Raw genomic sequence first — 15,614 nt, forward strand, 5'->3', positions numbered from 1 at the left:
CGGCCAGAGCGAGGAGCTCATTTGCATCGGATGGTGGCAACTCCCCCCACAAAGCCCGCATCTCGAATGCGTCCTCAGACTGGAGGAGAATTTTCACCGCAAATGTTCGCTGCCCGGTTTCGTCCGTCGCTATGTGGTCACTGTCAAAGATTACGTCAACGCCGCCCGACCTAATACGGTTGAGTTGCTCCACTCCCCGGATGACCAGCAATACCACACCGAAAGCCAGTATGGATAATGCGCCTATCACAATCACCCGGTGTAGTAGGGGCGGCAAACGATCACGATCTTTCTTGGCACCGGTACAAAACATTTTGCATCTCGATCCCTTGCTAATCGACCCGACGATGCGGCGAGGACGCATTATCGGTCGGAATATCCCAATCGGCGGATCATTTGCCCGTCTTGCACGAGGACGATCGGTTTCATCCCGAGGAAAAGGCCTGCCTCGACGACGCCGGGGATCGCGCGGATCGAGCGGTTCAGTTCGGCCGGGTCGGCAAGCGGGCCGATTTGGCAATCGAGAATATTGTTGCCGTTGTCGGTGACGTACACCGGGCCATTGGCGCGGCGCAATTCGGATTGCAGCCCAAGCTCGGCCAGTTTGCGGTGGCAGAACGTCGCGGCAAATGGCACCACCTCGACCGGCAAGACGCCGCGAGTGCCGAGCACCGGCGACACTTTATCCACGCCGACCAGAATCACCCACTGCCGGGCCGACGCCGCCACGACCCGTTCGCGCAGTAGCGCGCCGCCGAGACCCTTGACCAGATCGAGTGTCGGCTCGGCGACTTCATCCGCGCCGTCGATGGCGACGTCGATGGTGTCGATTGTGCCCAAGTCCACCAGCGGGATACCGAGTTCCTTGGCGAGCGCCGCGGTTCGCCCCGAGGTGGGCACGCCGCGGATATGCATTCCCGCCCGCACCCGCTCGGCCAGCGCATGAACGAAGGCCGCCGCGGCACGGCCAGAGCCGAGACCCACGACCTGTCCGTCGGCGACGAATTCCAAGGCCCGGGCCGCCGCCAGTTCGGGAGTCGGTGAATTGCGTTTCATGCCAGCCTCGCGAAGCGTGGGAATCAGAATAGAAAGGGTCGGCGCCGCCAAAGTTACCACCATGGATTCCGCCATTCTTGCGGCTCACGGCGGCCGCAACAAGCAGGCGCGGCGCAAAGAGGCGGCAACGAAAAATCGATTCGTAGCCTATTGAAGCATTTTGGACCCGAGCCTTAGTGTGCCACCGGATGATTGGGCGTGCCACTTCCTGATTGGGCGTGCCACTTCCTGATTCGTGTGCTGCTCTGATTCGTGTGCTGCTCTGATTCGTGTGCCACTGGCCGAGCCAGTGGCACACGGCACTGGCAGAGTCCAGTGGCACGCAAGCAATCGCCCGGAGGCAATACTTCCAAAATTTGTTAGGGCAATGGCGGTCATCGCGTCGCTTCTCGGCCGGCCCGTCGGCGGGGGCGCCTCAGAGCGGAAAATCGCGGCAAGTGCAATCGGCATTGCAGCTTGTGCCGGACGCTCGGGTTGTCGGCCGAAGGCGAAATTGAGCGATTAAACGCTTGTTGCCGAAGGCGCAAGCTTGCTAGGATGCTGTATACTTAACGTGCGCCATCCTGCCCACCGTGGCCGACCACAGCCGATTGATCCGATTCTGCCAGATTCTGAATGCCGGGCGAGATTATCCGCTCGGCAGTGCCCGAATTCGATCCATCAGGTGTCGGCGAACGTAGATCATTGCAGGCAACAAAAGGCTCGAGCGAAAAATAGCTTCCGTTTTTCAGACGTTTCAGCCTGCCCTCTCCCGCAAGGGAAGAGGGGCTGCGGAGAAGTTGTTTTTCGCTCGATCCCACGCCGGACGACCGCACTAATCGCCGGCAGCCACCGAAAGCGACCACCATCCCGTCGAACGCGTTTCTTCCGTATCTCCCGAGGAGTTTTGGAATGTTTGCTTGCAGCCGTCGGATTTCGGTTTGGGCAGGATGCTTCGTCGCGTGCGGGCTGCTGCTGGCAGCCGCTCAAGGAAGGGCCGACGACGCCGCTTCCGGCAGCAACACAAACGCGGCCAATCCGTCGGCAAAGCCGTCGAACAATTCCGACGCAAAGACCGCCAAGACAGCCGACAAGCCGGGCGCCACGGTTGCCGCCGCGCCCAAGGCCGACGTGAAATACGAATCGAGCGGCGACTCGGGCGATTCGGGCGACTCGGGCTCCGACGACGGCAAGCCGAAGCATCGAGCGTTTGCCACGGTCATCAAGAACTTCAAACACATTCCCGGCCTGATCCCGCTGTATGAAAAAGAGGGCGACCTGCTGGCCGAGATCAGCCCGAATCATTTGAACAAGGATTTTATCGTCGTGATGTCGATCGCCCGCGGCATCGGCGAAGGGACGCTGCTCGGCGGCATGACGTGGGGCGAATCGCTGTGGCAGATCCGCAAGGTCGACGACCAGATTCAGATCGTCGAACGCAACGTCCGATTCACGGCCGCCAAAGGGAGCCCCGAAGCCCGCGCGGTGGACTATGCCTACACGGATAGCATTCTGTTCAGTCTGCCGATCATCGCCAACAGCCCCGGCGGCGGCTACGTCGTCAATTTCAACCAGGTGTTCATGACCGATCTGCCGGAGATTGCCCGCGCTCTGCCCGGCTACCAGTTCGCGAGCAACCGTTCGACGTGGGCCGAGACACGCGGCTATCCCGACAATGTCGAACTCGAAGTGGCCGCCACCTACGCCTCGAACGGCTCGGCGCAATTCGATTCGGTTGCCGACACCCGGGCCGCGACGGTCAACATTCACTATTCGCTGAGCCTGTTGCCGGAAGACGGCTATCGCCCCCGCTTGGCCGACGACCGGATCGGCTATTTCGTCACCGCGCTCAAGGACTATTCGCACAAGGTCGACGACGACCGATTCATCCGCTACATCAACCGCTGGGATCTGCAAAAGGCCGATCCGTCGGCCGAGCAATCGCCGCCGAAAAAGCCGATCGTGTTTTGGATCGAGAAGACGGTTCCTTACAAATTCCGCAAGCCGATCCGCGAGGGAATTTTGGAGTGGAACAAGGCCTTCGAGAAAGCCGGATTCCTGAACGCGATCGAAGTTCGCCAACAGCCCGACAACGCCGATTGGGATCCGGAAGACATCAACTACAACACGTTTCGCTGGATCACCTCGAGCGCCGGATTCGCAATGGGTCCGTCGCGGGCCAATCCGATCACGGGGCAGATTTTGAATGCGTCGGTGATTTTCGATGCCGATTTCCTGCAATCGTGGCGAACCACCTACGAAGTGTTCACGCCCAAGGGCATCGCCGCGCTCACCGGCGGCCCGCTCACGCTCAAAGCCTATCAACAGCAACAAGACGTGCCCCGAGCGCTGCATGCCATCGGCGACGGCTGCGAATTGATGGACGGCGAATCGCGCGAGATGGCCTTCGGCAATGCCCTCTTGGCGACGCGAGCCGAGCCGATGTCGGAAGCTGAGCACGACCGGCTTGTCATGCAAGGGCTGAAAATGGTGGCCATGCATGAAATCGGCCACACGCTCGGCCTGCGGCATAATTTCAAGGCCAGCACGGAGTTCTCGCTCGAAGATATCAACAATCCCGACAAGGCGCGCGAGAGCGGGATGGGCGCGAGCGTGATGGATTATTATCCCGTGAATATCGTTCCGAAGGGAGTGAAGCAGGGAGATTATTACACGCCCACGATCGGCGCCTACGATATGTGGGCCATCGAATATGGCTACAAGCCGATCGACGCGAGCAGCTCCGAGGGAGAACTGTCCGACCTGAAAAAGATTGCCTCGCGCAGCGGCGAGCCGGGGCTGTCGTATTCGACCGATGAAGACACGCGCGGCATCGACCCCGATCCGCTCTCGAATCGTTTCGACCTGGGCAACGACACCGTCGCGTTTGCAAAGCAACGCGTCAAGGTGGTCAACGAAGCGTGGCCGAAACTGGTCGACAAGGTGACGAAAGAAGGCGACGGCTATCAGCATGCCCGCCAGGCGTTCGGCATTCTGCTCTCGACCGAAGGAACGGCGCTGTTCATGGCGTCGCGGTATGTCGGCGGCGTCTATGTGAACCGCAGCCACAAGGGCGACCCGAAGGCGGCCGAGCCGTTTGTCGTTGTCGAACCGAAGAAGGAGCGCGAGGCGGTCCAGCTTTTGGAAGACCAGATGTTCAGCGATGCGCCGTTCGAATTCCCGCCAAGCCTCTACAACCATCTGGCCACGAGCCGCTGGGACCATTGGGGCACCAAGATTCCGCTGCGCGACGACTACCCGGTGCACGACGTGATCGCCCTCTGGCAGGATCGTACGCTCGAACAACTGCTGTCACCGCTGACGCTCGAACGACTGTCTGATTCCGAACTGAAAGTGCCCGCCGATCAAGATGCGTTCACCACCGTGGAACTGCTCCACGGCCTGACAAGCTCGATCTTCTCGGAAACCGACAATCTGAAAGCCGGCGACTACACGAATCGCAAGCCGGCCATCAGCAGCCTGCGCCGCAATTTGCAACGGATCTATCTGAAGCGGATGGCCGAGCTGGCGCTCGGTGAATCCGGTGCTCCGGAGGATTCGCAGGTTGTCGCCAGCGCGGAGCTGAAGTCGTTGCAAGGCCGGATCGACAAGCTGCTGGCCGGCCCGATCAAGCTCGACGACTACAGCCGCGACCATTTGCAAGAAACGTCGCAACGAATTGCCAAAGTGCTCGACGCCCGGCTGCAATTGCAGAAGCCGTAAGGGCCGAAGCAACGCCGCCGTGCCTCCGTCCCGTCGCTTCCATCCTCCCGTCTCCGCGTCCCCCGCGTCTCCGCGTGAGAATTCTTTCTTCGTTGGCTCGGAGATGCCGAAAGCAACGGCGCCCAGTCGCGAACCGCTCCCGACCGCAGTACAATCGAACCCGAATTGCTTATCTCGTCCTTCGGTTTGAGGAGCCGCGATCCATGGACTATGAAGCACGCGTGGCCGAGTTGAAGCTCGAATTGCCCCCCGCCGCGAAGCCGCAGGGCGTTTATAAGCCGGTCGTCGTGGTCGGCGAATTGGTTTACGTTTCGGGCCACGGGCCGCTCCGGCCGGATAAGACATTGATCACCGGCCGAGTCGGCGCCGATCTGGATTTGGACGGCGGCCGGGCCGCGGCCCGGCAGGTCGGCCTGGCGATGCTCGCCTCGCTCCGCGAACACTTGGGCAGCCTCAACCGGATTCGCCGGCTCGTGAAAACGTTCGGCTTGGTGAACTGCACCGCCGATTTCGCCGCTCAGCCGGCTGTCATCAACGGTTTTAGCGAATTGATGGCCGACGTGTTCGGGCTCGACAAAGGCATTGGCGCCCGCAGCGCGGTCGGCGCCGTAGCATTGCCGGGAAATATTGCCGTGGAAATCGAAGCGATCTTCGAAATCAAAGCGGCGTGACAGGCAGCCTGCGTGCGGCGAAGCCGCACCCAACGTAGCAGGCACACTCCGTGTGCCGTCTGCCCCGCTTGGAGCCCAATCCACCGCGGAGCGCAGACGGCACACGGAGAGAATGTGAGTTTTTCAGATTTTGACAAGCCGCAGGCGCCGACGGTGAAAAACGACCTCGTAAAGTCGCTCGGGATCGACTCCGACGCGGTTGCATGACAAAAAGGTCGTTTCAAACAACGGACGAAATCGAAAAATCACAGCCTCGGAATGTGCCTGCTATCTAACCTGGCGAGTGGCCCTTGGTGTCAGCCTCGCTCGGGTTGGCGAGGGGTGGCGCTACTGACGAGTCGTTGCGTCGGGGCCGGGAGTGGCCGGGCTGACGAGCGATGTGTCGCGGCGAGCGACGGAGGTCGTGCCTTGGGCGAAGGGGTCGGCCGGCTTGCCGCTCACCGGCATGCGGCTGATCACTTCCCCCTCCACGAATCGCTGCGTCGTGACGGGCACCTGAACGGTCTGCGTTTGCGGAACCGTTTCATGCGTCGTCACGGGCATCTGCACCGTTTCGGTGTGCGTTTCCCACCGCACCCGCGGCACGTAGCGATAGGCGATATACGGCTGCTCGAACGGATTCCAGCGGTTCGCCCAAAACGCTTCCCAAACGTAGTCGGTCACCGGCGTTTGGTAGGTCCGCTGGACCGCCTGCATCTGGGTCTTGCATTGATCCAGATAGACGGTTTGCTGCCGGGTTTCCAGGTGCGTTTCGACCAGCGGCTGCTGCACGACTTGCCGCGTCTCGCGGTACGTAATGCCATTCTGCTCGTAATAGCGCACGTCATCGGCAAGGCAAAGGGCCGGTGTGGCAAGGACGAAGAGAACGCTCGTCAGCCACCGACGATAGCAAGCAGTCATGGTGTTTCCATCCCTGAAAAGCAGAGCCCCCGTGTGCGCACGACACTGCCGCTTTTATCGTCAGGATCGTTACGGCCGCTTTAGCGGGAGTCTTTATTTAGCCGCCGCCGGCCGCCGCGTCCAACTCGTGGAAAACTATGTCAGCGGCGGCACCGACTCCGATCAGAACCGTACCACCCTCTTGTCTACATCACGGCAAGCACGTCATGGTCAATCAGTGGGGGAACGGTGCTTGGCGTCTATCAGGCGTGAGCACCAACGGTGAAGGCTTGGCGTCCTGGCGTCCCCTTTTCGGGCACCGAAAATGCCCGGCAGGGGACGCGGCGTACTGCAAGGGCATGTTCCCGGATGCGGCTCGTTTCTTGGCCAGACATTCATCGGCACCCACGGCACCGGAACCCTCCACACCGTCACCTACACCGACGGGCACCGTGTCGCACGAATACAACCGCCAAGCCCAGCGCATTCAAACCACCGACCAGGCCGGCACGGTCCACCAATTCTCCTACGACCTGCTCGGCCGCCAAACGCTCGATTGCGTAGCGCAGCTCGGCGAAGGGCTCGACGCCGCGGTTGCTTATTCCGGCTGCAAGCCGGTTTTTTGCGCGGCCGCGCGATCGGCCAGGATCGTGGCTTGATGTTGGCTGATTCGCCCGGAAGGGATCGATGGATCGGCGTCGCGCAGCCGCAGCAACATGTCGGCTTTCGATTCGCCCGTTACCAGCCAGAGGATGCGGCGCGAACGGTTGATCATCGGATACGTCAGCGTCATGCGCCGCCTGCCTTGATAAATGCCCGTGATTGCCACGTCGGCATCCATGATCTCGAGCACCGGGTCGCCGGGCACGAGCGATGCCGTATGGCCATCCGGCCCAAGCCCCAAATGGGCCAGATCAAGCACCGGCGGCGAACCGGCGATTTTTTCCAGCGTGGCCGAATAGGCCTTTACCGCCGATTTCAGATCGTCGGCTTCGACGGGCATCGCGTGGATCTGCTCGGGCTTTAGCGGCGCATGCGATAACAGGCTTTCGCGGAGGTAGGTGAGATTTCGATCCGGATCGCCCGGCGGCGCGATGCGCTCGTCGATCTGCACGATCTGCACCGCGTCCCACGGCACCGACTCGCCGGCCAACGCCCGCAACATCTGCCACGGCGTGCTGCCGCCGCTGACGGCGAAGACGAATCGGCCCCGGGCATCGACCGACGCCCGGGCCTCTTCCGCGACAATCGCGGCCGCTTGCCTCGCGACGAGATCGGCGGTTTCAAGCACTTCGATGTTCATAGGATAAGGGGGCGAGGGGCGAGGGAAGAAATGCGAGCTCAGGCCTGGCCGTCGGGATTATGCCAGCCGCCGGCGGGGCACACGATCTTATCCACCTCCTTGGGACCCCAGGTGTTCGGCTCGTAAGGATTCACCGGCGGCGGCGATTTCAACACCGGTTCAACAATGCGCCATGCCTGTTCGACATAATCTTCGCGGGTGAACAAGTTTGGATCGCCGCGCATGGCGTCGGTCAGCAGGCGTTCGTAGGCGTCCATTTCGTCGCCGGTCGGATGATGGCTGGCGAGCAACTCGACTTGCCGTCCGACCATCTCGTCGCCGGGTTCCATCGCCATGGCGCCGACGGCGATGCTCACTTCGGGGCTGAGCCGAAAGCGAAAGTAATTGGGCGGCGGAGCGGTTTTCGAGAAAATCGGCGGCGGCTTGCGAAGCTGCACGAAAACCTCCGTACACGTTTCGGGCAAGCATTTTCCGGTTCGAATGTAGAACGGCACTCCCTGCCAGCGCCACGACCTCACTTCCAACCGCAGGGCGGCGAATGTTTCTACCGTCGAATCGGGCGATACGCCCTTCTCGTTCTTGTAGCCGACAAACTGCCCGCGCACCAGATTCACGGGCTCGAGCGGCGGGATTTCCTTGAGCACCTTCACTTTTTCATCGCGGACCGATTCGGCATCCATTCCGGCCGGCGGCTCCATCGCCAGATTGACGAGCACCTGGAACAGATGGTTCTGCACCACGTCGCGAATCGCGCCGGCCTCCTCGTAAAAGGCGCCGCGACCCTCAACGCCGAAATTCTCCGCCATCGTGATCTGCACGCTTGCAACGTGGTTGCGATTCCAAATCGGTTCGAGCAACGAATTGGCGAAGCGGAAAAAGACCAGATTCCGCACGGGCTGCTTGCCCAAATAATGGTCGATGCGAAAGATCGACGATTCGTCGAACGCGCTCAGCAGGGTTCGGTTCAGCGCTTTGGCCGATTCGAGATCGCGCCCGAACGGTTTTTCGGTAACGATTCGCGCCCCTTTGGCGCAGCCCGATTTTGCGAGTTGTTCGACGACCAAGCCAAACAAATTCGGCGGAATGGCCAGATAATGGGTAGGGCGTTGCGCATCGCCAAGCTCGCGGCGCAAAGCCTGGAAGGTGGCAATATCGTCGTAATCGCCATCGACGTAGCGCAGCAGGCCGTTCAACTTGTCGAGCGCGGCGGGATCGATGCCGCCGTGTTGCTCGAGGCTATCATGGGCCCGCTTGCGAAACTGCTCCAGATTCCAACCCGCCTTGGCGACACCGATCACCGGCACGTTCAAATGCCCGCGCAGGATCATCGCTTGCAGCGAGGGAAATATCTTCTTGTACGCCAAGTCGCCGGTCGCGCCGAAGAAAACAAGAGCATCGGAAAGCGGGGCCGTCATAGCGGAATTCCTCGGGAAATGATTCGGCAAACAGTCGATGGGCGCCGTGCCCACACTGCCTTGAGTGGGCATGTGCCATGCTCGAAGAACATGCCCACGCAAAGCCGTGGGCATGGCACCCGGCAATCGTCATTACCGTATTTGCTTGGCAAGCTCCATCCGCGACGATTTATTCTCCAACGTGTTTTTCCAAATGGCCGCCGAACGCGAAACGCATCGCCGACAGCAGCCGGTCGGCGTAATCGGCTTCGCCGCGCGAGGAAAACCGCTCGTACAAGGCCGACGTGAGCACCGGCGCGGGCACGGCTTCGTCGATTGCGGCTTTGATCGTCCAGCGGCCTTCGCCCGAGTCGGACACGCGGCCGCCGAAATTCGACAGCTTCGCGTCTTTCATCAGCGCCGCGGCGGTCAGGTCCAACAGCCACGATGAAATCACGCTTCCGCGCCGCCACACTTCGGCCACGTCGGCCAGCGGCAGATCGAACGGATAATCTTCCGGATGACGCAACGGGGTGGTCTCGGCGTCGATGTCGTGTGGTCGCTTGCCGATATTGGCGCTGCGCAGGATGGCCAAGCCTTCGGCATAGGCCGCCATGATGCCGTATTCGATTCCGTTGTGAACCATTTTCACGAAATGCCCGGCGCCGTTCGGGCCGCAGTGCAAATAGCCATGCTCGGCCGTGCCGCCCATTTTTTCGCGGCCGGGCAAACGCGGGGCCGCATCGATCGGCGGAGCGAGCGTGGCGAAGATCGGATCGAGCCGTTTTACGGCCGTGTCGTCGCCGCCGATCATTTGGCAATACCCTCGCTCCAATCCCCACACACCGCCGCTGGTGCCGACATCGACATAATGAATGCCCTTCGGCTTCAGCTCGGCCGCGCGGCGGATGTCGTCGATATAGTAGGAATTGCCGCCGTCGATCAGCGTGTCATTCGATTCGAGCAGTGGCATCAGATCGGCGATGCTTGCATCGACCACCGCCGCGGGCACCATCAGCCAAACGGCCCGCGGTTTGTTGAGTTTCTCGACGAATTCCTCGAGCGAAGCCGCGCCGGTTGCGCCTTCGCCGACCAACTGCTGCACCGCCGCCGCCGCGCGATCGTAAACGACGCATTGATGCCCGCCCCGCTGCAAACGGCGAACCATGTTGGCGCCCATCCGCCCCAAGCCGATCATTCCGAGTTGCATGGCGATTGCTCCGTAACGGGGGACAAACGGTCGTGGTGAAAACAGATTGGATTAGCCGACGCGCGAAACCGCAAGCGTGCTTCGAAACGCTAACCCGTTGCTTTGCGATTTCTGTAGCGCTGGATCAGCGTGTTCGTGGAGGTGTCGTGGTTTAGTTTCGGCTCGTCGGGCGATTGCAGTTCGGCGGCGACACGCTTCGCAAGCACCTTGCCCAGTTCGACGCCCCATTGGTCGAACGAGTCGATCTGCCAGACGGTGCCTTGCGTGAAAACGCTGTGCTCGTAGAGCGCGATCAGCTTGCCGAGCGACGCCGGGCCGAGTTGGCCCTCGAGCAGGAACACATTCGACGGCCGATTCCCTTCGAACACACGATGCGGCACCAGCCAGCCGGCCACGCCCTCGGCCCGCACTTCTTCCGCCGTCTTGCCGAACGCCAGTGCCTCGGCCTGCGCGAACACATTCGCCACGAGCAAATCGTGATGCGGCCCCAAGGAATTCAACGATTCGCAGAACGCCAGAAAATCGCACGGGATCAGCTTCGTTCCTTGATGGATCAATTGATAGAACGAATGCTGCCCATTCGTGCCGGGCTCGCCCCAAAAGATCGGGCCGGTTTGATAATCGACCGCGGCGCCCTCGAGCGTGACGTGTTTGCCGTTGCTCTCCATCGTCAACTGCTGCAGATACGCCGGGAACCGCTTGAGGTATTGCTCATACGGCAGCACGGCAACGGTTTGTGCGGCGAAGAAATCGTTGTACCAAACCGTCAGCAGCCCGAGCAGCACGGGCAAATTCTGTTCGAACGGCGCGGTGCGGAAATGCTCGTCCATCTGATGGAAGCCGTCGAGCATCGCGCGGAAGTTCTCCGGCCCGATGGCGAGCATCGTCGAGAGCCCGATCGCCGAATCCATTGAATACCGCCCGCCGACCCAATCCCAGAATTCGAACATGTTGGCCGTGTCGATGCCGAATTTCGACACTTCGGCGGCATTGGTGGAAACGGCGACGAAGTGTTTGGCCACCGCCGCGTCGTCTTTCAACGTGTCGAGGGCCCAAGCGCGGGCGGAATGGGCGTTCGTCATCGTCTCGAGCGTGGTGAACGTTTTCGAAGAGATGATGAACAGCGTTTCAGCGGCATCGAGATCGCGCGTGGCTTCGACGAAATCGGTGCCGTCGACATTCGACACGAAGCGAAATGTCATGTCGCGGCGGCTATACGCCCGCAGCGCTTCGTAGGCCATCACGGGGCCGAGATCCGATCCGCCGATGCCGATATTGACCACATTGCGGATCGGCTTGCCCGTGTGTCCGCGCCAATCGCCGCTCCGCAATCGCTCGGAGAACGCGGCCATCTTGTCGAGCACGGCGTGGACTTGCGGCACCACATTTTCGCCATCGACCATGATCGACGCACCGCGTGGCGCGCGCAGTGCGACATGCAGCACGGCCCGGCCTTCGGTGACATTGATCTTCTCGCCGCGAAACATCGCGGCGATCCGCTCGCGCAGGCCGGCTTCTTCGGCGAGTTGCGCGAGGAGCTTGATGGTTTCGTCGGTAATCCGATTCTTGGAGTAGTCGAAGTAGATACCCAAGGCTTCGATCGCGAGCCGCCGGCCGCGCTGCGGGTCTTGCGCAAATAGATCGCGCAAATGGAGCGGCTCGATCTTCTTGAAGTGCGATTGGAGCGATTTCCAGGCGGGCAGGCTGGCGAGCTTCGCACCCTGCGTGGCGACGGCTGTGGGCATGATTCGAACTCCTCCGTGTCGAAATTTATTCGCGGCGGCGATTCGTGAAACCGCAAGCGAGCAGCCGGCCGCTACGGCCAAACCGCATCGCCCGCCATTCTAATCCCTCATCCTCGCCCTCACCTTAAACAACATGACGGTCGTCGTTCCAGAGCCGCACGACGGGGTCGTCTTTTCCGTGCTCGTAGCCTACCACGCTCAATGACGCCGTGCTCAGAAACAAATAGCAGCCGGCCGAGGCTTCCAAACCGCACCACCGCGCCGCCAACACGCGCAGGAAATGACCACTGGAAAACAGCAGTGCCTCGCTGTCAAGTGCCCGAAGGCGAGCGACCACCCGGTCGGCTCGAGCGCCGACTCGGGCAACGCTTTCTCCGCCGGGGCAGCCGTCGCGAAAAAGCTTCCAATCGGGCCTCTCTTTGCGTATTTCTTCCGAAGTTCGGCCTTCGTAGTCGCCGTAGTCCCATTCGACCAGATCGGGATCGATTTCGGCGACCGGCCCGTAGCCGGCCAATTCGCAGGTCTGCGTGGCCCGTTGCAACGGGCTGACAAAAACATGCGCAAACTTCATTCCTGCGAGCCGCCGACCGAGGCTGCGTGCATTTTGCTCTCCATGGGGGGTGAGCGGGATGTCGGTCAGACCGGTGTGCTGGCCCGTAAGGCTCCAAGCCGTTTCGCCATGCCGAGCCAAAAAAACGGCGGGATGCGGTTTCATGGTCCGTCTCTGCAATGGAGTAGGCACGCTCCGTCTGCCGTCTGCGCCACGCGGCGCGCCACGCACAGCGCTGACGGCACACAGGGCAGCGCCGCCGGCACACGGAGTGTGCCTGCTACTTTTACGGCACCGGGCAGGGTTCGGCGCCCCAAATGTCGGCCGCGTATTCGCTGATGGCTCGGTCGCTCGAAAATTTTCCGCTGGATGCCACATTCAGCACTGCCGCACGCGCCCAGGCGGCAGGATCGGCATACAGTTGGCCGACGCGGTCGTGCGTTTGGGTATATGCGGTGAGGTCGGCCAGATGCATGTAGAAATCGCCGCGCGTGAGCAACACGTCGCAAATCGGGCCAAAAATTCCCGGCTCGCCGCGGCTGAATTCGTCGGACATGATCATGTCGAGCGCTTGGCGAGTTTCCGGCTCATGCTCGTAGTGCCAATGCGGATTGTACCAGCCACGGCTGGATTGCACTTGCTCGGCCGTCAGTCCGAAGAGGAAGAAATTCTCTTCGCCCGCCTCCTCGGCCATCTCGATCGTCGCGCCGTCGCGAGTGCCGACCGTCAGTGCGCCGTTGACCATGAACTTCATATTGCTCGTGCCGCTGGCTTCGTAGCCGGCGGTGGAAATCTGCTCCGACACATCCGCGGCGGGAATCAGTCGCTCGGCCAACGTGACATTGTAGTCGGGCAGGAAAAACACCTTCAGCCGGCCGGCCACGGTCGGATCGGCGTCGATCGTCGCCGCCACGTTGTTGATTAGCTTGATGATCCGCTTCGCCAGTGTGTAAGCCGGGGCCGCCTTGCCGGCGAACAGAAACGTGCGCGGGGGAGCCTCCAATCGTGGATTCTCGCGGAGCCGGTTGTAGTGAATGATGATGTGCAGCACGTTCAACAATTGCCGCTTGTATTCATGAATTCGCTTGATTTGGCAATCGAAGATCGTGTTGGGATCGATCGAATGGCCAGTGGTCGTGCGCAGCCAATTTACGAACCGGGTCTTGGCGTCGCGCTTGGCATTGCAAAACTTCGCGCAGAACACCTTATCGTCGGCCAGCGGCGCCAGTTTGCGAAGTTGCGCCAGGTCGGTGATCCAGCCGTCGCCGATCGCTTCGGTAATCAGGTTCGCAAGCGGCGGATTGGCCGTCAGAAGCCAGCGCCGCGGCGTGACGCCGTTGGTCTTGTTGCTGAACCGCGCCGGAAACATCTCGGCCAAATCTTTGACCGTTACTTTTCTCAGCAACTCGGAATGCAGGGCGGCCACGCCGTTGGTGCTATGCGTGCCGACGATCGCCAGGTTTGCCATTCGCACTTGCCGGATGGGCCGCTCTTGAATCAGGCTGATGCGCTCGACGCGGCCTTCGTCGCCGGGAAACCGCTGCCGTACGTTGTCGAGCAGCCGGCGGTTGATCTCGTAGATGATTTCCAGATGCCGCGGCAACACGGCTTCGAACAATTCAACCGGCCATTTTTCCAAGGCCTCGGGCAGCAGGGTGTGGTTGGTGTAGGCCAGCGTCCGCACCGTGAGATCCCAGGCTTCGTCCCAACCCAGGCCCACGCTGTCGAGCAAGATCCGCATCAACTCGGCCACGGCCAAGGATGGATGCGTGTCGTTGAGTTGGATCGCCACCTTTTCGGGCAATTCTTGCCATTCGTTGTTGCCGGAGCGGAATCGACGCAAGATGTCGGCCAGCGAACAGGCGACCAAAAAGTATTCCTGGGCGAATCGCAACCGCCGGCCGGCACTGGTCGAATCATCAGGATAGAGAACGCGCGTGACGTTTTCGGCCAGCACTTTATTGTGCACGGCGCCGAAAAAGTCGCCGTGATTGAATTCATCGAGATCGAAATAGGCCGGCGAACTCGCTTCCCAGAGGCGCAGTGTGTTGATGGTTTGGCCGCCATAGCCGACCACCGGCCGATCGCAGGGAATACCAATCAGCGTGGTGATGCCGTCGGCGACGAGCTGCGGAACGCCGTCGCGCATCTGCACCGCGGCATGCAACTTCACTTCCACCTTCTCCGCCGGACGGATCACTTCCCATGGGTCCGGGCGGCGCAGCCAGTTGTCGGGCCGCTCGGCTTGATAGCCGCCTTTGATGTCTTGGTGGAACATTCCGTATTCGTAGCGCAGGCCGTAGCCGATGGCGGGGATTTGCAGCGTGGCCATCGAATCGATGTAGCAAGCGGCGAGCCGGCCCAACCCGCCGTTGCCCAGTCCGGCGTCGGGCTCCATTTCCGCCAGCCGCATGATGTCGAGCCCTTCGCGCTGCATCGCGTCGCGCACGACCGGCTCGGCCATCAGGTTGGTGATGTTGTTCGTGAGCGAGCGGCCGATCAAAAATTCCATCGAAAGGTAATAGACACGCTTCGGATTTTCGCGATCGTAGGTGCGCTGCGTTTTCAGCCAGCGGCGGGAGAGCATGTCGCGAACGGCCATCGCGACCGCCTCGAAGCGATCGCGGAAGCTTGCCGCTGCGGGCTCGATCTCATGGCCGAACACGAGGTGCCGATCGTACGACGCATTCGGATTGCCGGCAAATAGGATTTCGTCGCATTCGTAGCGTTTCAGCACGGCCGCTTTGCCGTTGGCTTCTGGCCGATCGCTCGAACCGCCGCCGGTCGGTTTGCCATCCACAGGGGCAGGTTGCTTTGCCGGCGATGATTGCGCTGCCGCCTGGATTGCCGACTGCACTTCCGATCCGTCTGCCGACTGCGTGGGCGGCGCGGCGGTTTTGGCGGGCTCGGAAGTGACCGTGGGAACCTTTTTCTGGGACATTGCAAAAACTCCTCGCGGATGGCTGCACGATAGCGAGCGAACGTCTTGGGGCGGAAAACTGCCGGATTAGTCTACCATTTTCCGCCGCGATGCAAGGCTTCCTTACAGGAAGCACATATGCTGCCCAAGGAATTGGGCGAGAGAAGGAGCCAACGCCCGGAAC

11 protein-coding genes are annotated in these 15,614 nt (G+C 61.2%); 2 read left to right on the forward strand and 9 right to left on the reverse strand.

Annotated features, from left to right (window positions below):
• On the reverse strand, positions 1-313 hold a 313-nt coding region (locus VHX65_19215), incomplete at its 3' end, for a hypothetical protein (GenBank protein ID HEX4000687.1).
• 50 nt (positions 314-363) lie between these two features.
• A complete protein-coding gene (gene rpiA / locus VHX65_19220; GenBank protein ID HEX4000688.1) occupies positions 364-1,056 on the reverse strand; it encodes a ribose-5-phosphate isomerase RpiA in 693 nt (230 codons plus the stop codon).
• Positions 1,057-1,947: 891 nt separating this feature from the next.
• On the opposite strand from rpiA, the gene VHX65_19225 reads away from it, so the two are divergent.
• Positions 1,948-4,758, forward strand: coding sequence for a zinc-dependent metalloprotease (locus VHX65_19225; protein HEX4000689.1), 2,811 nt, complete (start codon positions 1,948-1,950; stop codon positions 4,756-4,758).
• A gap of 203 nt (positions 4,759-4,961) precedes the next feature.
• Positions 4,962-5,429 carry a RidA family protein gene (locus tag VHX65_19230; GenBank protein ID HEX4000690.1) on the forward strand — a complete coding sequence of 156 codons (468 nt, stop codon included), beginning with the start codon at positions 4,962-4,964 and terminating at the stop codon, positions 5,427-5,429.
• Between the two features lie 327 nt (positions 5,430-5,756).
• On the opposite strand, the gene VHX65_19235 is transcribed toward VHX65_19230, so the two are convergent.
• The 7 genes from VHX65_19235 to VHX65_19265 form a co-directional block, all read right to left on the reverse strand.
• A complete protein-coding gene (locus VHX65_19235) occupies positions 5,757-6,329 on the reverse strand; it encodes a hypothetical protein (protein ID HEX4000691.1) in 573 nt (190 codons plus the stop codon).
• A 577-nt stretch (positions 6,330-6,906) separates the two neighbouring features.
• Positions 6,907-7,611 carry a 6-phosphogluconolactonase gene (gene pgl, locus VHX65_19240; protein ID HEX4000692.1) on the reverse strand — a complete coding sequence of 235 codons (705 nt, stop codon included), beginning with the start codon at positions 7,609-7,611 and terminating at the stop codon, positions 6,907-6,909.
• A gap of 38 nt (positions 7,612-7,649) precedes the next feature.
• Positions 7,650-9,026, reverse strand: coding sequence for a glucose-6-phosphate dehydrogenase (gene zwf / locus VHX65_19245; GenBank protein ID HEX4000693.1), 1,377 nt, complete (start codon positions 9,024-9,026; stop codon positions 7,650-7,652).
• A 169-nt stretch (positions 9,027-9,195) separates the two neighbouring features.
• The gene (gene gnd / locus VHX65_19250; GenBank protein ID HEX4000694.1) at positions 9,196-10,215 is read right to left on the reverse strand and encodes a decarboxylating 6-phosphogluconate dehydrogenase; all 1,020 of its coding nucleotides are present in this window, start codon (positions 10,213-10,215) and stop codon (positions 9,196-9,198) included.
• Between the two features lie 89 nt (positions 10,216-10,304).
• Positions 10,305-11,960 carry a glucose-6-phosphate isomerase gene (gene pgi, locus VHX65_19255; GenBank protein HEX4000695.1) on the reverse strand — a complete coding sequence of 552 codons (1,656 nt, stop codon included), beginning with the start codon at positions 11,958-11,960 and terminating at the stop codon, positions 10,305-10,307.
• Between the two features lie 124 nt (positions 11,961-12,084).
• Entirely contained in the window at positions 12,085-12,675 is a 591-nt protein-coding gene (locus VHX65_19260) for a histidine phosphatase family protein (protein ID HEX4000696.1), read from the reverse strand.
• Positions 12,676-12,796: 121 nt separating this feature from the next.
• Complete coding sequence (locus VHX65_19265; GenBank protein HEX4000697.1) at positions 12,797-15,451, reverse strand: glycogen/starch/alpha-glucan phosphorylase; 2,655 nt, start codon at positions 15,449-15,451, stop codon at positions 12,797-12,799.
• Between the last annotated feature and the right edge of the window lie 163 nt (positions 15,452-15,614).

This window comes from Pirellulales bacterium, assembly GCA_036267355.1.
In the GTDB taxonomy this organism is placed as follows: Bacteria; Planctomycetota; Planctomycetia; order Pirellulales; family DATAWG01; genus DATAWG01.